Genomic DNA, 22,031 nt, shown 5'->3' on the forward strand with positions numbered 1-22,031 from the left:
CGTTCAAACCCGATGGGCTAAAATGCCAGCCCCGCGCACGCTCCCGGTTGCGCGCCACCCGCCCCCCATGTCCGATCAAAAGACCCCTACGCCTCCCACGCCCGCCGTCGACGAAAACCAGCTCATCGCCGAACGCCGCGAAAAACTCAAGCTGCTGCGCACCGCGCAGGTCGAGGGCAAAGGCGTTGCGTTCCCGAACGACTTCAAGCCCGGCCACCGCGCCGCGGCACTCGTCGAGGCACATGGCGCCACCGAAGCCGAAGCCCTCGAGGCGCAAGCCGTTGCCGTGAGCGTAGCGGGCCGGATGATGCTCAAGCGCGTCATGGGCAAGGCCAGCTTCGCAACGCTGCAGGACGCCACCAGCCGCATCCAGCTCTACGTCACGCGCGACGCGGTGGGCGAAGAGGCTTATGCCGAGTTCAAGCGCTGGGACTTGGGCGACATCGTCGGCGCCGAAGGCACGCTGATGAAGACCAAGACCGGCGAGCTGTCGGTCAAGGTCACGCAGCTGCGCCTGCTCACCAAGAGCCTGCGCCCGCTGCCCGACAAGTTCCACGGCATGGCCGACCAGGAGCAGAAGTACCGCCAGCGCTACGTCGACCTGATCACCGACGAGTCGGCGCGCGTGCGCTTCACCGCGCGCAGCAAGGCAGTGAGCGCGCTGCGCGAGTTCATGGTGGCCAACGACTTCCTCGAAGTCGAGACGCCCATGCTCCACCCCATTCCCGGCGGTGCCAACGCCAAGCCCTTCAAGACGCACCACAACGCGCTCGACCAGGAAATGTTCCTGCGCATCGCGCCCGAGCTGTACCTCAAGCGCCTGATCGTCGGCGGCTTCGAGCGCGTATTCGAAATCAACCGGAGCTACCGCAACGAGGGCATCTCGGTACGGCACAACCCCGAGTTCACGATGATGGAGTTCTACGCGGCCTACTGGAACTACCGCGACCTGATGGACTTCACCGAGACGCTGATCCGCACCATCGCCGACAAGGCCGTGGGCACGCAGCAGCTCACCTACCAGGGCAAGCCGGTCGACCTGACCCAGCCCTTCGAGCGCCTGACGATCCGCGAAGCCATCCTGAAGTACACCGATGCCGAAGGCGTGGCCCAGGGCGTGGACGACACCGCCTGGCTCATCGCCGCCCTGCGCAAGATCGGCCTGAGCGAAGAAAAGGACAAGCTCTCGCAGCGCAGCCTGGCCAGCCTGCAGGTGATGTACTTCGAGGAAACCGTCGAAGAGAAGCTCTGGCAGCCGACCTTCATCATGGAGCACCCGACCGAGATCTCGCCGCTGGCCCGCGCCAACGACGAGCGCCCCGAAGTCACCGAGCGCTTCGAGCTCTACATCACCGGCCGCGAGTTCGGCAACGGCTTCAGCGAGCTGAACGACGCCGAGGACCAGGCCGCGCGCTTCAACGCGCAGGTCGCGGCCAAGGACGGCGGCGACGACGAAGCCATGTATTACGACCATGACTTCGTGCGCGCGCTCGAATACGGCATGCCGCCCACCGGCGGCTGCGGCATCGGCATCGACCGGCTGATGATGCTGCTGACCGATTCGCCGAGCATCCGCGACGTGATCCTGTTCCCCGCCCTGCGCAGGGAATCTTGAGCGTGTCGTCACCGTCGTCGCTGCCGACGATCGGCATCGACTTCGGCACCTCCAACTCCGCCGTGGCCTGCCGGGTCGACGGCGTCGCCCGCCTGCTGCCCATCGAAGGCGCGGCCACCACGCTGCCGACCGCGATCTTCTTCAACTCGGAAGACCGCACGACCCACTTCGGCCGCGATGCCATCGCGCAGTACCTCTCGGGCACCGAAGGCCGCCTGATGCGTTCGCTCAAGAGCCTGCTCGGCAGCGCGCTGATGCAGGAGAAGACGGCGATCTACGACGGCCTCGTGAGCTTCGAGGACATCATCGCGCGCTTCCTGCGCGAACTGGCCGTGCGCGCCAGCCGCGAACTGGGCCAGCTGCCTGAGCGCGTCGTGATCGGGCGGCCCGTGCACTTCGTGGACGACGACCCGAAGCGCGACGAGCGCGCCGAAGAAAGCCTGCGCGTCGCCGCGCGCGCGGCGGGCTTCCGCGAGATCGCCTTCCAGCTCGAGCCGATTGCCGCGGCCTTCGACTACGAGCAGCGCATCAGCAAGGAATCGATCGTGCTCATCGTCGACATCGGCGGCGGCACCTCGGACTTCACCGTCGTGCGCGTCGGTCCCGACCGCGCGGCGCGCGAGGACCGCGGCGACGACGTGCTGGCCACCAGCGGCGTGCACATCGGAGGTACCGACTTCGACCAGCGCCTGAACCTCGAACGCGTGATGCCGCATTTCGGCTTTCGCCACCATGGCCCCCAGGGGCGCGAGGTGCCGAGCAAGGTGTTCTTCGAGCTGTCGTCCTGGCACCTGATCAACTGGCTCTACGCCGCCAAGGCAGTGCGCCAGGCCAAGGAACTGCGCACCAGCTACAGCGACACGCGGCTGCACGACCGGCTCATGAACGTGCTGGAAGAACGGCACGGCCACCGCATCGCCAGCGCCGTGGAAGCGGCCAAGATCGATGCCTCGGTGACCGACGCGGAAACCTCCATCGACCTCGATTGCGCCGAGCGCGGGCTCGTGGCTTCGCTGTCTCCCGCCGACATGGCGCAGCAGCTGGCCGGCCCGCTCGAGAATGTGATCGCCTGCGCCCACGCCTGCGTCAAGCGCGCGGGCCTTCGCAGCGGCGACCTCGATGCGATCTACCTCACCGGCGGCTCGTCGGCCCTGCGCCCGTTCCAGCATGCGCTGCGCAAGAGCTTCGCGGGCGTGAACCTGGTCGAAGGCGACCTGTTCGGCGGCGTCGCCACCGGCCTGGCCTGCGTGGCGCGCACCGGACGCGCGGCACGCTGATGAAATACCTGGCGGGCTATCCGGCACCCTTGCTGGACCAGGTCCGCCAGCTGATGGCCGAAGACAGGCTCGCCGGGCTGCTGCTCAAGCGCTACCCCGAAGGCTCGCACGACATCCAGACCGACCGCGCGCTGTACGCCTACGTGAGCGAGCTCAAGAGCGACTTCATGCGCAAGGCCGAACCGCTGTCCAAGGTGATGTTCGACAGCAAGCTGCACGTGATCCGCAACGCGCTGGGCACGCACACCACCGTCTCGCGCGTGCAGGGCGGCAAGCTCAAGGCCAAGCGGGAGATCCGCGTGGCCAGCCTGTTCAAGGACGTGCCGCTTCCCTGGCTGCGCATGATCGTCGTGCACGAACTCGCCCACATGAAGGAGCGCGACCACGACAAGGCCTTCTATTCGCTGTGCATGCACATGGAGCCGGAGTACCAGCAGCTCGAATTCGACCTGCGGCTATACCTGACCCATCTGGAAACGGGCGGGGAACGGCTCTGGCGCCCCTCGGGCGCAGACGACACGCCTACCTGAAGCAAAGCCTGGTACTGCCGCTCCAAGCGCTCAGATCGCGGCGAGCAGGCGCCGCGCGTCACGGTATGTGCGCGATGTGGAAAGCGCGTCCCAGTCGGGCGCGGCCTCTTGCGGCAGCAGCGCGAGCCTGCGTGCCTCGCTGTCCGCGTCGGGCTGCCAGCGCCCGCTGCGCGAGGCCGCCTCGAAGCCGTCGAGGAATTGGTCGAGCACGCGTCCGTCGCCGATGCTCTGGTTGCACAGCAATGCCACGTCGCAGCCTGCCGCCAGCGCCGCCAGCGCGGCGTCGGTGTAGCTCAGCAGTTCGCCGTCGATATAGCGCCCTGCTTCCATGCTCAGGTCGTCGCTGAAGACCGCGCCGTCGAAGGCGAAGCGCTGGCGCAGCACCGCCTTGAGCCATTTCGATGAGAACCCCGCCGGCCGCTTGTCGACCTTGGGGTAGATCACGTGCGCCGGCATCACTGCGGTGAGCGTGCCGGCCAGCCAGTCGTAGGGCCGCGCGTCGTCGGACAAGATGTCCTTGAGGCTGCGCTTGTCGACCGGGATCTCGACGTGCGAATCGGCGGTGACGAAGCCGTGCCCCGGAAAATGCTTGCCGCAGTTGCGCATGCCCTTTTGCAGCATGCCGTGCATGACGCTCTTTGCCAGCAGCGCCACCACGCGCGGGTCGCGGTGGAAGCTGCGGTCGCCGATGACGCCGCTGCCACCGTGGTCCAGGTCGAGTACCGGCGCGAAGCTGAAATCGACGCCGCAGGCACGCAACTCGGCCGCAAGCACCTGGCCGGCGGCCGTCGCGGCCTGCGTGGCGCGCATGGCGTCGCGCATCCACAGTTCGCCCAAGGCGCGCATCGACGGCAGGCGCGTGAAGCCGTCGGTGCGAAAGCGCTGCACGCGGCCGCCTTCGTGGTCGACGCAGATCAGCAGGTCGGGGCGGATCGCCTTGATCTCGGCATTGAGCGCGGTCATCTGCGCCCGGTCATGCCAGTTGCGGGAGAAATGGATCACGCCGCCGACCAGCGGATTGGCAAGACGCCGGCGGTCGGCCGCATTGAGTTCGGTCGCGGCCACATCGATGATCAGCGGCGCATGGGGGCGAGCAGCAAGCTCGGGGGTCATACCTTCTCCACCACCACGAAGCTCGCGGCGTATTCGTTTTCGTCGGTTACGGTCACGTGGGCCGTGAGCCCTTGCGCCTCGAACCAGTCCTTCAGGCCGCCGTGCAGCACGATGACGGGCTTGCCGCTGGGCAGGTTGGCGATCTCGCACAGGCGCCAGCTCATCGGCATGCGCATGCCCATGCCGATCGCCTTGCTGAAAGCCTCCTTGGCGGAAAAGCGGGTCGCGAGGTAGCTGATGCCGCGCTTGGGCCAGCGCGCGCTGCGGGCCTTCCAGACCGCGAACTCGGCGTCGCTCAACACCTTGCGGGCGAAGCGCTCGCCCTGGCGCTCGAAAGTCGCGGTGATGCGACGCAGGTCGCAGATGTCGGTGCCGATGCCGTAGATCATTCGGCGCCGGCGCTCACTGCTGCGCCTCGCTGATGCATCGCAGGTAGTCGCGGGTGGTGGCGGCATAGCCGAGTTCGAGGGCGTCGGCCACGAAGGCATGGCCGATCGACACCTCTTGCACGCCAGGCACCGCGCGCAGGAATGCAGTCAGGTTGTCGCGGCTCAGGTCGTGGCCTGCGTTGATGCCCAGGCCGGCGGCATGGGCCGCGCGCGCCGTGTCGGCATAGCGCTGGAGCACGGCCTGCTCGTCGGGCTTGCCGCGCGAGGAGGCATAGCCTTCGGTGTAAAGCTCGACGCGGTCGGCGCCCACGGCCTTGACGGCGGCCATCATCTCGGGAATCGGGTCCATGAACAGGCTGACGCGCACGCCCAGCGCCTTGGCCTCGGCGATCAGCGGGCGCAGGCGCTCGGCATCGTCGGGGAAAGTCCAGCCGTGGTCGCTGGTCGACTGGGTTTCGCTGTCGGGCACGAAGGTGGCCTGGTGCGGCTTCAGCGTGCGCACGAAGTCCATCAGGTTCTGGAACGGGTTGCCTTCGATGTTGAACTCGATGGCGGGCCAGTCCTTGGCGAGCAGTTCGGACAGGTCGCTCACGTCGTGCGCGCGGATGTGGCGGGCATCGGGCCGGGGGTGAACGGTGATGCCTTGCGCGCCGGCGGCCAGGCAGGCCTGGGCGGCCTTGACCACGCCAGGAATGCCCAAATGGCGCGTGTTGCGGACCAGGGCCACCTTGTTGAGGTTGACGGACAGCGAGGTGACGTTGCCTGAGGTGCTCATAGTGCTTGCAGATCTCTCATCATTTGCCGCGTGCGCAGCGTGGACACGCCGCAATGGTAGTTGAGCAAGGCGCGCAGCTGGTTCCGCAGGGCGCTGTTGCTGCCGGCGTTCATGGTGGCCACTTCGCGCAGCGTGGCGGTGAACGGGGCGCGGTCGTCGAGCACGGCCTGCAGCGCCTGCCAGTCGGCGCCGGCCAGCGCGGCCTCCTTGCCGTCCGCCTGGCGCAGGCCGGCTTCGGGTACGAGGCTGTAGCGGGTATCGGCCACGAGCGGCTCCAGCGTCAGGGTCTGGACCTCGAGCGACGGCAGCAGCCCCACTCCGCGCAGCAGCAGCAGTTCGAAGGCGCGCAACGCGGCGGCATGGGTGGCCGCCTGGGCGCCAGCGTGGTCGCCCGCCAGCACCTGCACCACGCCAGCATAGGCGTCGAACAGCGCTTCATGGGCGTCGTCGCGCGCCAGCAGGCGCAGCAGCAGTTCGTTGACGTAGTAGCCCGACAGCAGCGCCTCGCCGGTCGGCATGACGTGGCCGCCCATCCACTCGGCACCCTTGAGCGTGCGGATCTCGGCGTCGCCGCCGTAATTGAGCTGCAGCGGCTGCAGCGGCAGCAGCACCGGCCGGAAGTTGGAACTCGGCCGCTTCGCCCCCTTGGCCACCAGCGCGATGCGCCCGTGGTGCCGGGTGAAGACCTCGAGGATCAGGCTCGACTCGCTCCAGTCGTAGCGGTGGAGCACATAAGCCGGTTCGTGCGAAACGCGGTGGGCAGCAGCCACTTCATTCGTAGCCGAACGAACGGACTCGGGCTTCGTCGTCGGCCCAGCCCGAGCGTACCTTCACCCACAGTTCGAGGAACACCTTGGCGTCGGCCAGCTTCTCGAGCTCGACACGGGTTTCCATGCCGATGCGCTTGATGCGCTCGCCCTTGTCGCCGATCACCATGGCCTTGTGGCCGTCGCGCTCGACCACGATGGTGGCGGCAATGCGCAGCAGGCGCTTCTGGCCCTTCTTCTGGGGCGGCTCTTCCTCGAACTTGTCGATGATGACGGTCGAGGTGTAGGGCAGTTCGTCGCCGGTCAGGCGGAACAGTTTTTCGCGCACCAGTTCGCCCGCGAGGAATTTCTCGCTGCGGTCGGTGAGCTCGTCCTCGTCGTAGAACCAGGGCTGCTCGGGCAGGTACTTCTTGCAGATGTCGAACAGGCGCTCGACGTCCTTGGCGTTCTTGGCCGACATCGGCACGAACTCTGCAAAGCTGTGCTTCTCCTGCATGGTCTGCAGCCAGGGTGCGATGTCGCCGCGGCGGTGCACGTTGTCGAGCTTGTTGGCCAGCAGCACTGTCGGAATGCCCTTGCCGAGCAGCTTGAGCACGCGCTCGTCGGCCGGCGTGAAGCTGCCCGCCTCGACCACGAAAAGAATCAGGTCCACGTCGCCGACCGCGCCCTGCACGGTCTTGTTGAGCGATTTGTTCAGCGCATTGGCATGCAGGGTCTGGAAGCCCGGCGTGTCGACGAACACGAACTGCGTGGCGCCCAGCGTGCGCATGCCGGTGATGCGGTGGCGCGTGGTCTGCGCCTTGCGCGAGGTGATACTGATCTTCTGGCCGACCAGCGCATTGAGCAGCGTCGACTTTCCCACGTTGGGCTTGCCGACGATGGCGATAAGGCCGCAGTGCTGCGGCCCGGTTGCAGGCGCATCGCCTGCGGTGTCTTCGGGTCCCGCTACGGGATTGATAGCATCGTTCATTCTGATTTCACGCGGCGCCGCGTGCCTTGAGCCGGATCAACATGGCGGCCGCGGCAGCCTGCTCGCCGGCGCGGCGCGAGCCGCCGATGCCGCGTTCGCGAAGGCCCAACTCGGGCACTTCGCACTCGACATCGAAAGTCTGCTTGTGCGCCGCGCCCAGTGTGGCGGCCACGCGGTACACCGGCAGCTTCATTTTGTGACCCTGCAGCCATTCCTGCAATTCGGTCTTCGGATCTTTCGCCGCGGCTTCCATGCGCGGGTTGATCTCGACCGCCTCGTAGAGCCGGTGCACCAGCGCCTGGGCGGCCGCGAAACCTGCGTCGAGATAGACCGCGCCGATCAACGCCTCGAGCGCATCGGCCAGGATCGACGGGCGGTTGGGACCGCCCGAACGGGCCTCCCCTTCGCCGAGCTTCAGCAGCGGTGACAGCGCCAGACCCACCGCCAGGCGGTGCAGGGTGTCCTGCTTGACGAGGTTGGCACGCACGCGCGACAGGTCGCCTTCGGGCAGCGCCGAAAGACGGATGTAAAGCAGGTGGGAAACCGCGAGATTCAGCACCGAATCGCCGAGAAACTCCAGGCGCTCGTTGTGGTCGGCCGAGAAACTGCGGTGCGTGAGCGCGAGCTGGAGCAGCCGCGGATCGGAGAAGGTGTGCTGGAGACGCGCCTGCAGCGCGACAAGGCTGCCGTCCACCTTTTTAAGCGCCGCGTTCAGCGGGTCTCGCCTTTGTATTTGAGCGTCAGGTAGGCCGGGCCGAACAGGGGAATCTCGCGCTCGTAGGCATACGAGACCACCACCTTGTCGCCGACCTTCTTGATGTCCAGGTCCTTGCCGCTGACCGACTTGAAGTCGTCGATGGCCTGCGCGCGGTCGAAGATGGCACGCACTTCGGGCACGGTCGTGCCTTCCTTGGCCTTGTTGGCGGCCTTGTCGATCGCCTGCCACTCGATCAGCGTCGGAATGACCTGCGCAACGACCACGCCCACGCACGCGAGCACGACCGCTACGAACACCAGGCCGATGAACGAAATGCCGCGCTGTTGCGACGCCCTGCTGGCGACAGACCGATGTGTTCTCATGCCCTCTTACCCCTCGAACGATGCCGATGACGGCTTATTGAAACGGACCGATGCGTCCCAGGTCGCCGAAATTCATCCAGACGAAGAACGCCCGGCCGACGATGTTCTGGTCGGGGACGAAGCCCCAGAAACGCGAATCCGCCGAATTATCGCGGTTGTCGCCCATCATGAAATACTGGCCGGCGGGCACCTTGCAGACCACGCCTTCGACCGAGTAGCGGCAGTTTTCGCGGCCCGGAAAGTCGCTGGCACCCGGCACGAAGTTGGGCGCGGCGTCGTCGTTGAGGATCTTGTGCTGCTTGCCGGCGAGGTTCTCGGTGTACTGCTTGAGCAGGCGCATCGATTCGCCGTCGAGGTAGTCGGCGTCCGGCTCCTTGGACACCGGCTGGCCGTTGATCATGAGCTTCTTGTTCAGGTAGGAGACCTCGTCGCCTGGGATGCCGACCACGCGCTTGATGTAGTCCATGCTGGGCTTGGGCGGGTAGCGGAACACCACCACGTCGCCGCGCGCCAGCGGCGTGCCATCGGTGATCTTGGTGTTGATCACCGGCAGGCGCAGGCCGTAGGTGAACTTGTTGACCAGGATCAGGTCGCCGGTCAGCAGCGTGGGCATCATCGAGCCCGAGGGAATCTTGAAGGGCTCGTACAGGAACGAGCGCAGCAGGAACACCACCAGGATCACCGGGAAGAGCCCTGCGGTCCAGTCGAGCCACCAGGGCTGCATCAGCAGGCGTTCGCTCGCCTTGGCGTCGGCGGTGTCGACCTGCTTGATGCCTTGGCCGGCCAGCCGCTCGTTGCGCTCGGCCAGCGAGGCCTCGAGCTTCGCTGCCGCCTGCTCGCGCCGCGGCAGGAAATAGAAGCGTTCGGCCAGCCAGTAGAGGCCGGTGACCACCGTCGCCAGGAACAGCAGCAGCGCGAAGTTGCCTTCGATCGCGCCGAAATACCAGGCACCGACATAGCCGGCGAAAAGCGCGAGTACCAGGGAGGTGAGGAATGCCATTTTTTTGATCAGTCTTCGACTTGCAGAATCGCGAGGAAGGCCTCTTGCGGGACCTCGACGGAGCCGATCTGCTTCATTCTTTTCTTGCCGGCCTTCTGCTTCTCGAGCAGCTTCTTCTTGCGGGAGATGTCGCCGCCGTAGCACTTGGCCAGCACGTTCTTGCGAAGGGCCTTGATTGTCTCACGCGCAATGATGGTGACCCCGATGGCCGCCTGGATCGCCACGTCGTACATCTGGCGCGAAATGATCTCGCGCATCTTCGACACCACCGCCCGGCCGCGGTACTGCGACTGGCTGCGGTGCACGATGATGGACAGCGCGTCGACCTTGTCGCCGTTCAGCAGGATGTCGACCTTCACCACGTCGGACGCGCGGTACTCCTTGAACTCGTAGTCCATGGAGGCGTAGCCGCGGCTCACCGACTTCAGCTTGTCGAAGAAGTCGAGCACGATCTCGCCGAGCGGCATCTCGTAGGTCAGCATGACCTGGCGGCCGTGGTAGGCCATGTTCATCTGCACGCCGCGCTTCTGGTTGGCCAGCGTCATGACGGAGCCGACGTATTCCTGAGGCATGTAGAGGTGCACGGTGACGATCGGTTCGCGGATCTCCGCCATGCGGCCGACGTCGGGCATCTTGGACGGGTTCTCGACCATGATCACCTCGCCGTCGTTCTTGACAACCTGGTAGACCACGCTGGGCGCGGTCGTGATCAGGTCCTGGTCGAACTCGCGCTCAAGGCGCTCCTGCACGATTTCCATGTGCAGCAGGCCGAGGAAGCCGCAGCGGAAGCCGAAGCCCAGCGCCTGGCTCACTTCGGGCTCGTAGCGCAGCGACGAATCGTTGAGCTTGAGCTTCTCGAGCGCGTCGCGCAGAGAGTCGTACTCGCTCGCCTCGGTGGGGTACAGGCCCGCGAACACCTGCGGCTGGATTTCCTTGAAGCCGGGCAGAGCCTCGGTTGCCGTGGCCGCCGCACCGCCGGTGCCCGGCTTGATGAGCGTGACCGTGTCGCCGACCTTGGCGGCCTGCAGTTCCTTGATGCCCGCGATGATGTAGCCCACCTCGCCCGCCTCCAGCGAAGGCCGCGGCTCGTTGGCCGGCGTGAACACGCCGACGCTGTCGGCGTTGTACATCGCGCCCGACGCCATCATCTTGATGCGCTCGCCCTTCACGAGCCGGCCGTCGACCACGCGCACCAGCATGACGACGCCGACGTACGGGTCGAACCAGCTGTCGACGATCATCGCGCGCAGCGGGCCGTCGGGGTTGCCGCGCGGCGCGGGCATGCGTGCGACGATGGCTTCGAGGATGTCGTCGATGCCGACACCGGTCTTGGCGGAACAAGGGATCGCATCGGTCGCGTCGATGCCGATCACGTCTTCGATCTCGGTGCGCGCGTTCTCGAGGTCCGCGTTGGGCAAGTCGATCTTGTTGAGCACCGGCACCACTTCGACACCGAGGTCGAGTGCGGTGTAGCAGTTGGCCACCGTCTGCGCTTCGACGCCTTGCGATGCATCGACGACGAGCAGTGCGCCTTCGCATGCGGACAGCGAGCGACTCACTTCATACGAGAAGTCGACGTGGCCCGGCGTGTCGATCAGATTGAGGTTGTAGACCTGTCCATCGCGTGCCTTGTAGTGCAGCGCTGCGGTCTGTGCCTTGATGGTTATCCCACGCTCTTTCTCGATGTCCATCGAGTCGAGCACCTGCGCTTCCATCTCGCGTTCCGCGAGGCCGCCGCAGCGCTGGATCAAACGGTCTGCGAGCGTCGACTTGCCATGGTCGATGTGCGCAATGATCGAAAAATTTCTGATGTGATTCATCAACGGGAACGCTTAAGTACTTGAATTGGCTCGTGCGCAGAGGGCGACAGGCAAGAAAAAAGGGCGCGTCTTCTGGAGACGCGCCCTGAACCAACAAGCAATGGCAACTGCAGTAGTTGGAACTTCATTGTAGGCAAAAAGGGAAGCACGTACATCCGGGAACAGGCTCCAAAGGGGTCGTTGCAGGTCCACAACATCAAAGATATAAACAGGTTATCAACAGGATCGGTGGAGCAGTTACTGAACAACTTGTGGGCGATCTGTGGAGCACCGGTGGACTGCTGTCTGACATCTCGCATCGTGAAGGTCAGCGCACTCCTTATGCGCTGACCGGCCGTCGAGGGTGCTCTATTCTACCGAAATCCGTCCTTAGCCCTTTTACAAGTTAGTAGGCGCAAACAAATTCGGAGGCTTTTGGCCTCGCAGATTTTTTTCGGGCGCGGCGCCAGAACGTCGTAAACACCTCAAAAAAACGGCCCCAAACCCGACTGCCGGGTGGGGCCACTTGACGCCAGCGTCAGATCAGCGTGCGGGGCGGATCAGGGCGTACTGCGCCCAGTCACCGCGGCGAAACAGCACGCTGAGCGCCTTGCTCTTGTCGGCCTTGCCAATGGCGGACTCGAATTCACGCGCGTTCGAGATGTCCGAATTGCCAACGGCCAGGATGATGTCGCCCTCGCGCAGGCCCGCGCGCGCTGCAGCGTCGTTGGCTGCATCGACCTTTACGCCGCCCTTCAGCTTGAGCTCTTTCTTCTGGGCGTCGGTGAGGTCGCTCACGGCCAGTCCGAGCGACTTGGCGGCCGCGGATACCGGCGGCTTGGCCGGCGTTTCGTCGCGGTCGGTTGCGCGCTTGCTGGGCTTGTCGGGTTCGATCTCGGCGATGGTCACGCTGAGGTCGCGCGACGCGCCGCGGCGGAACACCGTGAGCGTGCTCTTCGTACCGGGCTTGGTGTTGCCCACGAGGCGCGGCAGGTCGCTCGGCTTCTCGATGGCCTTGCCGTCGAACTTGGTGATGACGTCGCCCGGCTCCACGCCGGCCTTCTCGCCCGGCGATCCGGCCTCGACGCCGCGCACCAGCGCGCCTTGCGCCTTGCCAAGGCCGATGGCCTCGGCCACGTCCTTCGTCACCTGGTCGATCTGCACGCCGATACGGCCACGCGACACGCGGCCCGAGGTGCGCAGCTGCTCGCTCACGCGGATCGCCTCGTCGATCGGGATCGAGAACGAGATGCCCATGAAGCCGCCCGAACGCGAGTAGATCTGGCTGTTGATGCCGACCACTTCGCCGCGCATGTTGATCAGCGGGCCGCCCGAATTGCCGGGGTTGATGGCCACGTCGGTCTGGATGAACGGCAGGTATTCGCCGGTGTCGCGCTGCTTCGCACTCACGATGCCGGCGGTGACGGTGTTCTCGAGGCCGAACGGCGAGCCGATGGCCATGACCCATTCGCCGACGCGCAGCCTGGAGATGTCGCCCACCTTCACGGCGGGCAGGCCCGTGGCCTCGATCTTGACGACCGCGACGTCGGTGCGCTTGTCGGCGCCCACGATCTTGGCCTTGAACTCGCGCTTGTCGGGCAGCGTGACCAACACCTCGGAGGCGTCTTCCACCACATGCGCATTGGTCATCACGTAGCCATCGGCCGTCAGGATGAAGCCGGAGCCGACACCGCGAGGACGCTCTTCTTCCTGCGGTTGCTGCGGCCGGTTCTGGCGCGGGCCCGAACGGGGTGCGCCCGGCAGCGGCTGGCCGAAGAAGCGGCGGAAGAACTCCTGCATCTCCTCGTCCATCTCTCCGTTGCCGGCGCGCGGCGTGACCTTCTCGACGGTGCGGATGTTGACGACGGAGGGGCCGACCTGGTCGACCAGGTCAGTGAAATCGGGCAACGTGCGCGTCTGCGCGTGCACGGACTTCACCGGCAGGAAGGTGGCGCCCGCCGTGAGCGCAAGCGCGAAAGCCAAAACACCGGAACGAAGCTTGTGTCCCTCGACTTTGAAGATCATCGGTTTTCTTTCAAAAGAGCAGAGCGGCTAAAAAACAAGTGCTATGAGTCTGCTGCACAGGCTTGGTTCAGCGCAACCGGCCTTGCGCGGCAAATGCGTCGAATCAACGCGTGCGTGCGAGGCTCTGGGCGAAGGCGTTGAGCGTCTGCTGCGGTACTTCGCCGACCGCCGTCAGCCACCAGTCGCTGGCGGGTTCCGGCAGGCGCCGGCGGATCGCATTGGTGGCGCCGATGGTCAGCACGCCGTCGCGGGGCGCGCGCGCGGCATCGTAGCGCTCGATGAAGAGCGACACCGAGGCCAGTCCGTCGGAGAAGGTCCACTGGACCGTGGTCGCGTCCTGCTGTATCTGCTTGCCGCCGTTGTTGCTGCTGCCGCCGTCGCCGCTCGGGGGGCGACGGAAGAAGCTGCGGGGCTTGAAGCCGGCCACCGGTGTGCTGAGGGTCCAGCCCTCGTCCTGTGCGCTGGATCGCTCGAGTTCGAGCTTCTCGATGCGGTAGCCCGAGGTATTGGCCATCATCTGTGCCAACGCCTGCGGCTTCACGGGCGCGTCGAGCTGCAGCTCGGAGAACGCCGACTGTTCCACCACGCGCGATTCGCTGTCGATGGTCTGCAGCTTCACCACGAGGCCGGATCGGCGCTCGCTCCAGACGCGGTAGCCGAAGCGCAGCGCGTCGTGCGGCACCAGTTGCACCACGTCGGCATCGAAGCCCGCCACGCGGTCCTTGCCGATCGCGCGCACGTCGTAGAACTCGCCGATCGAGGAATCGGGCTTGTCGGGCAGGTTCGGGAAGAGATCGAGGTTCTCCCGCTTCTCGACCTTGACGACCTTCGCCTCCGGCAGGAAGGTCATGACGTTGCGGTTGCGCCGGAAGGTCGAACGCGGCGGCCCCGACAGGGCCTCGATGCGCTCGATCTGGTGCTCGCCATCGCGTACGTGCCAGATGCGCGCGCTCGAAAGGTCGCCGCCCGGCGCCGACACCACGAAGGTGCCCACGTAATTGCGCTGCCGGGCTCCTGCGTGCATGCGCTGCAGCCACTCTGTGACGCTCATTGCCGGCGGCTCGTCCGTCTGCGCCGCAGTTGCGTTCTTGGAATTCGCCGCGCCTGAACGAGGCTGCGCAGTGGAAACCTGCGCCAGGCAGAAAGCTGCAAACACGAGCACGCAGGCGCGCGCGGAGATCGGCATCTGAACGGTCATTAGGGGCGGGCGGCTAAGGGCGCGCTATCAGCGCGTTGGTCCCTCGAAAGTGGCATTGCGCAGGAAGCCCGAGGGCATTTGCGAAGCGCCGCCGGCTTGCTGGTGCGCTTCGAGCAGTTGGTCCAGCCGCGGGTCGCGCAGCATGACCTGCGGACTGCCGTTGCCGACAATCACGCGCGTGGGCGTCAGCGTGCCGCTGGCAGGCTGCTGCGGGCCGTTCAGGGCTGCGGAGGCCAGCACCGAATTGACGGCCGGCTGTTGTTGTTGCTGGATCGACGCGAGTTGCGCGCCCGGCTGAGGAATGGCAGCGCCGTTGCCGACCAGCGTCCAGCCGATGGCGGCCACCGCCATCAGCGAGGCCGCGCCAGCCACCAGCTTCCAGCGGAACACCGGCTCGTTGGCCGCCTCGGCCCTGCGCTGCACCGGGAGTGCCACTGGAGCGGCGACCGGCGCCACCACCGGAGCAAGTACCACGGGCTCGGCAGCCAGGCGTTGCTGGAAGCGCGCCAGGAAGGCAGAGCTGTCGCTGCACGGCGAATGGGAGCCCGAACGCAGCACGTCGCCCACCACGTGGTAGGCCTGCCAAGTCGCGCGCGACTCGCTGTCGGCGCAGATGGCCTCGATCGCCTGCGCGAACGACTCGCCCTGCAAATGACCATCCGCAAGTGCGGACACCTGTTCCCGAACCGTCATCGTCTGATTCATTTCATTCACCTGCTTACTTACCAACGTTTGCCGGACTGGTTGTCCAGCAGCGGCTTGACCCTGGCCGAAATGGCCTCGCGCGCCCGGAAAATACGCGAACGCACCGTGCCGATAGGGCAATCCATGACCTCGGCGATCTCTTCGTAACTCATGCCCTCGATTTCGCGCAGCGTGACCGCCTGGCGCAACTCGGCGGGGAGTGCTTCCATGGCAGCTTCGACGGCACTGGCGATTTCGTTCGCCGCCAGTACCGATTCGGGGGTTTCGTCGGTGGTTGGTTCGTTTCCGGGACGGTAAGTTTCATCTTCGTCCTCAGAAGAAGACCTCAGGGCGGCTTCGGAAACGGTCGGGTCGCGCTTCATGTCCACCAGCGCCTTCTTGGCGGTGTTGACGGCGATCCGGTAGAGCCAGGTGTAGAACTGCGCCTCTCCGCGGAACTGATGCAGCGCGCGGTAGGCCCGAATGAAGGTTTCCTGCGCGATGTCCTCGATCAGGTCGACATCGCGCACCATGCGTCCGATCAGTCGTTCGATGCGGCGCTGGTACTTGATGACCAGCAGCTCGAATGCCTTCTGGTCGCCCGCGACCGTGCGCTGGACCAGCTGGAAGTCGACCTCACCCGGACGCGGCGCTTCCGCGGGCGCATCGGTCAGGCCGGAATCCGGCGGCACTGGCGGCGGAGAAGTGGTCATCGAGAAAGGTTCAGGGCGCGTCGGCAGGTGCCGTCGCACGCCACGAGTCGCCCGCTGGCTCCGCGGATGGGGGGCGCGAATATACCGCACGGCGCACGTCGCGCCAGCGCTCAGGCATGGCTCGCTGCTCGATCCAGATCCAACGCCGGGCGCGGCCTGGCTCGGTGAGCCGGAGCAGCATCAGCGACTGGAAATCGAGTGCCACCAGCACACGCGCGTTTCGCACGCCACGCGCCACGTCGGCACTCGACAAGGACCACTGAAGGCCATCGAAGTGCAGCACGCCCGCGCCGTCGCGCCGCAGGCCGAAACCCGCCGCGACACCCGCGAACACCACACTGAGCACCAGCAACAACTGACGCCATCCGGCGCTATCGAACAGATAGCAGGACGCGCCCGCGCAGCAGGCGCCGAGGGCCCACAGGACAACGAGAATCCGGGTTGCGCCGCGCGAGCGCCCCACCGGGTAGTTCACCGACGGTGCGCTGTGCATGACAGAGCAATGCTCAAGCGCGCTTGAACACCAGCGTGCCGTTGGTGCCCCCGAAGCCGAAGTTGTTCTTGACCGCGACATCGATCTTCAGATCGCGCGCCTCGTTGGCGCAGTAGTCGAGATCGCACTCCGGATCCTGGTTGAAGATGTTGATGGTCGGCGGGCTCTTCTGCTCGTGCAGCGCCAGGACCGTGAACACCGATTCGATGCCACCCGCGCCGCCCAGCAGGTGGCCGGTCATGGACTTGGTCGAATTGACGACGAGCTTCTTCGCGTGATCGCCGAAGGCCAGCTTGACCGCATTGGTCTCGTTGACGTCGCCGATCTGCGTCGAGGTGCCGTGTGCATTGAGGTATTGCACCTGGTCGGCATTGACGCCCGCATTGGACAGCGCCATGGCCATCGAACGGCGCGGGCCGTCGACGTCGGGTGCCGTCATGTGATACGCGTCGCCCGTCAGGCCGAAGCCGGCGACTTCCGCATAGATCTTGGCGCCGCGCGCCTTGGCGTGTTCGTACTCCTCGAGCACCAGCACGCCGGCGCCCTCGCCCAGCACGAAGCCGTCGCGGTCCTTGTCCCACGGACGCGAAGCCGTGGCGGGATCGTCGTTGCGGGTGCTCAGCGCGCGAGGCGCGGTGAAGCCGCCGATACCGAGCGGGGAAATGGTCGACTCGGCGCCGCCGGCGATCATCACGTCGGCATCGCCGTACTCGATCATGCGGGCCGAGGTGCCGATGGCGTGCAGGCCTGTGGTGCAGGCGGTCACGACGGCGATGTTCGGGCCCTTGAAGCCGTACTTGATCGACACGTGGCCGGAGATCATGTTGATGATCGACGCAGGCACGAAGAATGGTGACACGCGGCGCGGGCCGCGGTTCATCAGTTCGCCGTGCGTTTCCTCGATCATCGGCAAGCCGCCGATGCCGGAGCCGATGTTGCAGCCGATGCGCACGGCCTCTTCATAGCAGAGCGCGTCGCCGGTCGGCAGTCCGCTGTCCTGCACCGCCTGGATGGCGGCGGCCAGACCCAGATGAATGAAGCGGTCCATGTGACGCGCTTCCTTCTCCGAGATGTATTGGGTGATGTCGAAACCCTTGACTTCACCGGCGAACTTGCAAGCGAAGGCGCTTGCATCGAACGCGGTGATGTTCGCAATGCCCGACTTCCCGGCCAACAAGTTGGCCCAGGATTCGGTTGCGGTGTTTCCGACAGGAGCGATGCAACCGAGCCCGGTCACGACGACGCGGCGTTTGGTCATGCCGGCAAACCTTTCTGGAAGCGCTGAACAGTTGCCTGTCGGCGCGTGCGGTTCAAGTAAAAGCCGCCGGCCGCAGTTGCAATCTTGTCAGCTGGCCGATCAGGCCTTTTGATTCTTGGTGGCGTAGTCGACGGCGTTTTGCACCGTGGTGATCTTCTCGGCATCTTCGTCGGGAATTTCGATGCCGAATTCGTCTTCGAGTGCCATCACGAGTTCGACCGTGTCGAGAGAGTCGGCGCCGAGGTCGGCCACGAAAGCCTTTTCATTCGTCACTTGGGACTCTTCCACGCCGAGTTGCTCGGCGATGATTTTCTTGACACGTGCTTCGATATCGCTCATTTGGTTCCCTCTGAGGGTTGTAGGTAATCGGTGGATTTTAGCCGGGCGCATTGTGGCATTTGCCGCGCATCCGGTACGGGAAAAACTTGCGCCTTGCGGCTACATGTGCATGCCGCCGTTGACGTGCAGCTCCTGCCCCGTGACGTAGGACGCCTGGGGCGATGCGAGGTAAGCCACTGCGTGCGCGATGTCGGCCGGCTTGCCCAGGTGGCCCAGCGGGATCTGCTGGAGCAGCGCCTGTTGCTGGGCTTCGGGCAGGCTTGCCGTCATGTCGGTTTCGATGAAACCGGGTGCGACGCAGTTGACGGTGATGTTGCGGCTGCCGAGTTCGCGGGCCAGTGCACGGGTCATGCCCGCAACGCCGGCCTTGGCGGCCGCGTAGTTGGCCTGGCCGGCATTGCCGGAGGCGCCGACCACGCTGGTGATGCTGATGATGCGGCCATAACGCTGCTTCATCATCGGGCGGATAACGGCGCGCGAGAGCGAGAAGACGGCCTTGAGATTGGTGTCGAGCACCGCATCCCAGTCGCTGTCCTTCATGCGCATGGCGAGCGTATCGCGCGTGATGCCGGCGTTGTTGACCAGCACGTGGATCGCGCCGTAGGCCTTGACGATCTCGTCGACCAGGGCTTCGACCGCTGCGCCGTCGTTCACATCGAGCGCACGGCCGCGGCCGTCGTAGGCGCTCAGGGCCGAAGTGATCTTGGCCGCGCCCTCGTCGGTGGTGCCGGTGCCCACGACCTTCAGGCCGCGCTGCGCCAGCTCCAGCGCGATGGCTGCGCCGATGCCGCGCGTCGCGCCGGTGACCAGGGCGACTTGCCCTTCGAATTTGGGAATGCTCATAAGAAAAAGTATCGGGCCTTGCGCCGGTCAGCCGGCGAGCGATTGTCGGGTGTCCGCGAGCGTGGCCGGGTCGTACACCGACGCGGCGTCCAGATCGGGGGCGATGCGCTTCACCATGCCGGCCAGCACCTTGCCGGGACCGCACTCGATGATGGCGGCTACACCGCGCAGTTTCAAGGCCTGGACGCTCTCGACCCAGCGAACCGGACCCGCAGCCTGGCGCACCAGGGCGTCGCGAATGCGGTCGGCATCGGTTTCGACAGCGACGTCGATGTTGTTCAGCACCGGGATCTGCGGCGCAGCCAGCGTGATGGAGGACAGTTTCTCGCGCAGCGCCTCGGCGGCAGGCTTCATCAGGCTCGAATGGAACGGCGCCGACACCGGCAACAGCAATGCACGCTTGGCGCCGTTGGCCTTGAGCAGCTCGCAGGCCTTGTCGACAGCAGCCTTGCTGCCGGCGATCACTGTCTGCATCGGGTCGTTGAAATTCACCGCCTCGACGATTTCGGCGCTGCCAGCACCAAAGCTGGCAGTGGCTTCCGCGCAGCCCGCGACCACCTTGCCGGATTCCATTCCCAGAACAGCAGCCATCGCGCCGACGCCCACCGGCACAGCCTGTTGCATCGCTTGCGCGCGGAAGCGCACCAGCGGCGCGGCTTGCGCCAGCGTCAACACACCGGAAGCGACCAGCGCCGAATATTCGCCGAGCGAATGGCCAGCCACCACGGCTGGCGTTGCGCCGCCTTCAGCCAGCCATGCGCGCCAGGCCGCGACTCCTGCCACCAGCATCACGGGCTGGGTGTTGGTCGTGAGCGCCAATTCTTCCTTGGGGCCGTTCTTGATCAGCGCGCCGATGTCTTCGCCGAGCGCTTCGGACGCTTCGCGCAGGGTTTCGACCACGGCCGGATGATCGCCCCAGCCGTCGAGCATGCCGACAGCCTGCGAGCCCTGGCCAGGGAAAACAAAAGCAAAGGATTTCATTGTTTATGCGTTGTCTCGGCATTGCCGCCGCCCTTCCCGGGACGGCGCAACACACTACAGATTCAATAGCACCGCGCCCCAGGTGAAGCCGCCGCCCACGCCTTCGAGCATGAGTGTTTCGCCCTTCTTCACCTTGCCGGAACGCACGGCTTCGTCGAGAGCCAGCGGGATCGACGCAGCGGACGTGTTGCCGTGCTCGTTTACCGTGACGATGAGCTTTTCGCGCGGAAGCTTCAGCTTCTTGGCCGTGCCTTCCATGATGCGGATGTTGGCCTGGTGCGGAATCAGCCAGTCGATGTCGGCATCGGTCTTGCCGGCCTTGGCCAGCGTGGCGCGCGCCGCCTCTTCGAGCACGCGAACCGCGAGCTTGAAGACAGCCTGGCCGTCCATGTGCAGCAGCGGCGTACCCAGCACCTTGCCGCCGGACACGTGGCCCGGCACGCAAAGAATGCCCACGTGCTTGCCGTCCGCGTGCAGGTCGCTGGCCAGGATGCCCGGCTCTTCGCTCGCCTCGAGCACCACCGCGCCCGCGCCGTCGCCGAACAGCACACAGGTGGTGCGATCGTTGAAGTCGAGGATGCGGGAGAACACTTCGGCGCCCACCACCAGCGCGCAACGCGCGGTGCCGGTGCGAATCATGGCGTCGGCGACGGTCAGCGCGTAGACGAAGCCGCTGCAGACCGCCTGGACGTCGAACGCCGGGCATCCGGCAATGCCGAGCTTGTGCTGGAGGATGGCGGCCGACGACGGAAACACCATGTCGGGCGTCGAGGTCGCGACGATGATCAGGTCGATATCGCTGGCCTTGCGTCCGGCAGCTTCCAGGGCGTGCCTGGCGGCCTCGTAGCCAAGATCGCTGCTCGTGACTTCCGGCGCAGCGAAGTGGCGCGCGTGGATGCCAGTGCGCTCGATGATCCACTGATCGGAGGTTTCGATGCCGCGTGTCGCCAATTCCTTGGCGAGATCGTCATTGGTCACGCGGCGTGGGGGCAGATAGCTGCCGGTGCCGGTAATGCGTGAGTAAGGGGTCGTCATCAAACGTGAAGGGCCGTCGCGTCGACCGGCGCCGCCGGTTCCTGCCGCGCGAGCAAAGGCGCGGCGTGGGCGATGCGGGCCCGCACGCGATCGAGCAGGTTGTTGCGAGCGGCATCATAAGCGCGATCGAGCGCATGTCCGAAAGCCACTTCATCAGCCGAGCCATGGCTCTTGAAAACCAGGCCACGCAGGCCCAGCAAGGCCGCCCCGTTGTAACGACGGTGATCCAGACGACTTTTGAAAGCTTTTAGAACCGGGTAGGCAACAATTGCAGCCAGTTTGGTGAAGAGGCTTCGCGAGAACTCGACGCGAATGAACTCGCCGATCATCGATGCAACGCCTTCGCTGGCCTTCAACGCCACATTTCCGACAAAACCGTCACAGACGACGATGTCGGTCGTGCCTTTGAAAATATCGTTGCCTTCCACGTTGCCGTAGAAGTTCAGATCTTTGGAGTTGGCAGCCGTACGCAGCAGTTGACTGGCCTTTTTGATCGTTTCGCTGCCCTTGATGGCTTCTTCGCCAATATTGAGCAGGCCGACCGAAGGCGCCTCGTTGCCGGTCAGAGCCGAGACCAATGCCGAACCGAGTACGGCGAACTGAAGCAGGTCTTCGGCGTCGCAATCGACGTTCGCGCCAAGATCCAGCACGGTCGTCGCCCCACCCTTGACGTTCGGGAGTTGCGGCGCAATGGCCGGGCGGTCGATGCCATCAAGCGTCTTGAGCAGATAGCGCGCAATGGCCATCAATGCGCCGGTGTTGCCGGCAGACACGGCAGCCTGGGCGGCACCATCCTTGACCTGCTGGATCGCGACGCGCATCGAAGAGTCTTTCTTCTTGCGCAGGGCAATTTCGATCGGATCGTCCATGCCCACAACCTCGCTGGCTGCAACGATGCGGGCACGTGGATGCGCGGCAAACCCCGCGAGTGCGGCCGGCGCGCCGACCAGCAGCAGCGAAGCCTCGCTGTGCCGCTCGAGAAACGCGCGGCAGGCCGCGAGCGTGACGCGCGGCCCATGGTCACCCCCCATGCAATCCACGGCGAGCGTGATTGCGGCGGGCGCAGCAGTGAATTCGGGAGAAGAAGGCGTAGCCATCAAAACAAAGGCCCGACGCTACGGCAGAAGTAGCTTCGGGCCTTGGCCTT

The 22,031-nt window shown here is 65.5% G+C and carries 23 protein-coding genes; 3 read left to right on the forward strand and 20 right to left on the reverse strand.

Going from position 1 to position 22,031, the window contains the following annotated elements:
• The first annotated feature begins 67 nt into the window (after window positions 1-67).
• From lysS to ACWV14_RS24240, 3 genes are read left to right on the forward strand one after another with little or no spacing between them, the layout of a single operon-like run.
• The gene (lysS, locus tag ACWV14_RS24230; RefSeq protein ID WP_454904136.1) at window positions 68-1,615 is read left to right on the forward strand and encodes a lysine--tRNA ligase; all 1,548 of its coding nucleotides are present in this window, start codon (window positions 68-70) and stop codon (window positions 1,613-1,615) included.
• 2 nt (window positions 1,616-1,617) lie between these two features.
• Window positions 1,618-2,892, forward strand: a complete 1,275-nt coding sequence (locus ACWV14_RS24235; protein ID WP_454906059.1) for an Hsp70 family protein — start codon at window positions 1,618-1,620, stop codon at window positions 2,890-2,892.
• Window positions 2,892-3,422 carry a YgjP-like metallopeptidase domain-containing protein gene (locus tag ACWV14_RS24240; protein WP_422087807.1) on the forward strand — a complete coding sequence of 177 codons (531 nt, stop codon included), beginning with the start codon at window positions 2,892-2,894 and terminating at the stop codon, window positions 3,420-3,422. The genes ACWV14_RS24235 and ACWV14_RS24240 overlap by 1 nt, the downstream gene beginning before the upstream one ends.
• A 30-nt stretch (window positions 3,423-3,452) precedes the next feature.
• On the opposite strand, the gene nagZ is transcribed toward ACWV14_RS24240, so the two are convergent.
• From nagZ to plsX, 20 genes are all read right to left on the reverse strand, one after another.
• Window positions 3,453-4,535, reverse strand: a complete 1,083-nt coding sequence (gene nagZ / locus ACWV14_RS24245; protein ID WP_454904137.1) for a beta-N-acetylhexosaminidase — start codon at window positions 4,533-4,535, stop codon at window positions 3,453-3,455.
• Complete coding sequence (acpS, locus tag ACWV14_RS24250) at window positions 4,532-4,924, reverse strand: holo-ACP synthase (RefSeq protein ID WP_081271189.1); 393 nt, start codon at window positions 4,922-4,924, stop codon at window positions 4,532-4,534. Before acpS ends, nagZ begins: the two co-directional genes overlap by 4 nt.
• A 13-nt stretch (window positions 4,925-4,937) precedes the next feature.
• Window positions 4,938-5,699, reverse strand: a complete 762-nt coding sequence (locus ACWV14_RS24255) for a pyridoxine 5'-phosphate synthase (RefSeq protein WP_454904138.1) — start codon at window positions 5,697-5,699, stop codon at window positions 4,938-4,940.
• Window positions 5,696-6,469 (reverse strand): DNA repair protein RecO, encoded by a 774-nt coding sequence (gene recO / locus ACWV14_RS24260; protein ID WP_454904139.1) that lies wholly within the window; start codon window positions 6,467-6,469, stop codon window positions 5,696-5,698. The genes ACWV14_RS24255 and recO overlap by 4 nt, the downstream gene beginning before the upstream one ends.
• A 1-nt stretch (window position 6,470) precedes the next feature.
• On the reverse strand, window positions 6,471-7,436 hold the full coding sequence (gene era / locus ACWV14_RS24265) for a GTPase Era (protein WP_081271192.1): 966 nt from the start codon (window positions 7,434-7,436) through the stop codon (window positions 6,471-6,473).
• 7 nt (window positions 7,437-7,443) lie between these two features.
• Window positions 7,444-8,130, reverse strand: coding sequence for a ribonuclease III (gene rnc, locus ACWV14_RS24270; protein WP_081271193.1), 687 nt, complete (start codon window positions 8,128-8,130; stop codon window positions 7,444-7,446).
• A 17-nt stretch (window positions 8,131-8,147) separates the two neighbouring features.
• Window positions 8,148-8,516, reverse strand: a complete 369-nt coding sequence (locus ACWV14_RS24275; RefSeq protein ID WP_422087811.1) for a DUF4845 domain-containing protein — start codon at window positions 8,514-8,516, stop codon at window positions 8,148-8,150.
• A 34-nt stretch (window positions 8,517-8,550) separates the two neighbouring features.
• Window positions 8,551-9,516, reverse strand: a complete 966-nt coding sequence (gene lepB, locus ACWV14_RS24280) for a signal peptidase I (protein WP_454904142.1) — start codon at window positions 9,514-9,516, stop codon at window positions 8,551-8,553.
• Between the two features lie 8 nt (window positions 9,517-9,524).
• A complete protein-coding gene (gene lepA, locus ACWV14_RS24285) occupies window positions 9,525-11,336 on the reverse strand; it encodes a translation elongation factor 4 (protein ID WP_454904144.1) in 1,812 nt (603 codons plus the stop codon).
• Between the two features lie 522 nt (window positions 11,337-11,858).
• Complete coding sequence (locus ACWV14_RS24290) at window positions 11,859-13,340, reverse strand: DegQ family serine endoprotease (protein WP_454904145.1); 1,482 nt, start codon at window positions 13,338-13,340, stop codon at window positions 11,859-11,861.
• Between the two features lie 103 nt (window positions 13,341-13,443).
• The gene (locus ACWV14_RS24295; RefSeq protein WP_454904146.1) at window positions 13,444-14,538 is read right to left on the reverse strand and encodes a MucB/RseB C-terminal domain-containing protein; all 1,095 of its coding nucleotides are present in this window, start codon (window positions 14,536-14,538) and stop codon (window positions 13,444-13,446) included.
• Between the two features lie 27 nt (window positions 14,539-14,565).
• Window positions 14,566-15,243, reverse strand: coding sequence for a sigma-E factor negative regulatory protein (locus tag ACWV14_RS24300; RefSeq protein ID WP_454904147.1), 678 nt, complete (start codon window positions 15,241-15,243; stop codon window positions 14,566-14,568).
• Window positions 15,244-15,260: 17 nt separating this feature from the next.
• The gene (gene rpoE, locus ACWV14_RS24305; RefSeq protein ID WP_081271200.1) at window positions 15,261-15,935 is read right to left on the reverse strand and encodes an RNA polymerase sigma factor RpoE; all 675 of its coding nucleotides are present in this window, start codon (window positions 15,933-15,935) and stop codon (window positions 15,261-15,263) included.
• 10 nt (window positions 15,936-15,945) lie between these two features.
• Complete coding sequence (locus ACWV14_RS24310) at window positions 15,946-16,428, reverse strand: hypothetical protein (protein WP_454904149.1); 483 nt, start codon at window positions 16,426-16,428, stop codon at window positions 15,946-15,948.
• Window positions 16,429-16,441: 13 nt separating this feature from the next.
• Window positions 16,442-17,686, reverse strand: coding sequence for a beta-ketoacyl-ACP synthase II (fabF, locus tag ACWV14_RS24315; RefSeq protein ID WP_454904151.1), 1,245 nt, complete (start codon window positions 17,684-17,686; stop codon window positions 16,442-16,444).
• 99 nt (window positions 17,687-17,785) lie between these two features.
• Window positions 17,786-18,025, reverse strand: a complete 240-nt coding sequence (gene acpP, locus ACWV14_RS24320) for an acyl carrier protein (protein WP_007830471.1) — start codon at window positions 18,023-18,025, stop codon at window positions 17,786-17,788.
• A gap of 99 nt (window positions 18,026-18,124) precedes the next feature.
• The gene (gene fabG, locus ACWV14_RS24325) at window positions 18,125-18,868 is read right to left on the reverse strand and encodes a 3-oxoacyl-ACP reductase FabG (RefSeq protein ID WP_106935307.1); all 744 of its coding nucleotides are present in this window, start codon (window positions 18,866-18,868) and stop codon (window positions 18,125-18,127) included.
• A 27-nt stretch (window positions 18,869-18,895) separates the two neighbouring features.
• Window positions 18,896-19,849 (reverse strand): ACP S-malonyltransferase, encoded by a 954-nt coding sequence (fabD, locus tag ACWV14_RS24330; protein WP_454904153.1) that lies wholly within the window; start codon window positions 19,847-19,849, stop codon window positions 18,896-18,898.
• Between the two features lie 54 nt (window positions 19,850-19,903).
• A complete protein-coding gene (locus ACWV14_RS24335) occupies window positions 19,904-20,884 on the reverse strand; it encodes a beta-ketoacyl-ACP synthase III (RefSeq protein WP_454904154.1) in 981 nt (326 codons plus the stop codon).
• Window positions 20,884-21,981: a phosphate acyltransferase PlsX gene (gene plsX, locus ACWV14_RS24340; protein ID WP_422087822.1), complete on the reverse strand. Its 1,098-nt coding sequence runs from the start codon at window positions 21,979-21,981 to the stop codon at window positions 20,884-20,886. Before plsX ends, ACWV14_RS24335 begins: the two co-directional genes overlap by 1 nt.
• Window positions 21,982-22,031: the final 50 nt, after the last annotated feature.

The sequence above is a fragment of the Variovorax durovernensis genome, from assembly GCF_977011995.1.

Coding starts and splice junctions, on each gene's coding strand:
- lysS (WP_454904136.1), top strand. CDS start 68: ATGTCCGATCAAAAGACCCCTACGCCTCCCACGCCCGCCGTCGACGAA.
- ACWV14_RS24240 (WP_422087807.1), top strand. CDS start 2,892: ATGAAATACCTGGCGGGCTATCCGGCACCCTTGCTGGACCAGGTCCGC.
- nagZ (WP_454904137.1), bottom strand. CDS start 4,535: ATGACCCCCGAGCTTGCTGCTCGCCCCCATGCGCCGCTGATCATCGAT.
- acpS (WP_081271189.1), bottom strand. CDS start 4,924: ATGATCTACGGCATCGGCACCGACATCTGCGACCTGCGTCGCATCACC.
- ACWV14_RS24255 (WP_454904138.1), bottom strand. CDS start 5,699: ATGAGCACCTCAGGCAACGTCACCTCGCTGTCCGTCAACCTCAACAAG.
- era (WP_081271192.1), bottom strand. CDS start 7,436: ATGAACGATGCTATCAATCCCGTAGCGGGACCCGAAGACACCGCAGGC.
- ACWV14_RS24275 (WP_422087811.1), bottom strand. CDS start 8,516: ATGAGAACACATCGGTCTGTCGCCAGCAGGGCGTCGCAACAGCGCGGC.
- lepB (WP_454904142.1), bottom strand. CDS start 9,516: ATGGCATTCCTCACCTCCCTGGTACTCGCGCTTTTCGCCGGCTATGTC.
- lepA (WP_454904144.1), bottom strand. CDS start 11,336: ATGAATCACATCAGAAATTTTTCGATCATTGCGCACATCGACCATGGC.
- ACWV14_RS24290 (WP_454904145.1), bottom strand. CDS start 13,340: ATGATCTTCAAAGTCGAGGGACACAAGCTTCGTTCCGGTGTTTTGGCT.
- ACWV14_RS24295 (WP_454904146.1), bottom strand. CDS start 14,538: ATGACCGTTCAGATGCCGATCTCCGCGCGCGCCTGCGTGCTCGTGTTT.
- ACWV14_RS24300 (WP_454904147.1), bottom strand. CDS start 15,243: ATGAATCAGACGATGACGGTTCGGGAACAGGTGTCCGCACTTGCGGAT.
- rpoE (WP_081271200.1), bottom strand. CDS start 15,935: ATGACCACTTCTCCGCCGCCAGTGCCGCCGGATTCCGGCCTGACCGAT.
- ACWV14_RS24310 (WP_454904149.1), bottom strand. CDS start 16,428: ATGCACAGCGCACCGTCGGTGAACTACCCGGTGGGGCGCTCGCGCGGC.
- fabF (WP_454904151.1), bottom strand. CDS start 17,686: ATGACCAAACGCCGCGTCGTCGTGACCGGGCTCGGTTGCATCGCTCCT.
- acpP (WP_007830471.1), bottom strand. CDS start 18,025: ATGAGCGATATCGAAGCACGTGTCAAGAAAATCATCGCCGAGCAACTC.
- fabG (WP_106935307.1), bottom strand. CDS start 18,868: ATGAGCATTCCCAAATTCGAAGGGCAAGTCGCCCTGGTCACCGGCGCG.
- fabD (WP_454904153.1), bottom strand. CDS start 19,849: ATGAAATCCTTTGCTTTTGTTTTCCCTGGCCAGGGCTCGCAGGCTGTC.
- ACWV14_RS24335 (WP_454904154.1), bottom strand. CDS start 20,884: ATGACGACCCCTTACTCACGCATTACCGGCACCGGCAGCTATCTGCCC.
- plsX (WP_422087822.1), bottom strand. CDS start 21,981: ATGGCTACGCCTTCTTCTCCCGAATTCACTGCTGCGCCCGCCGCAATC.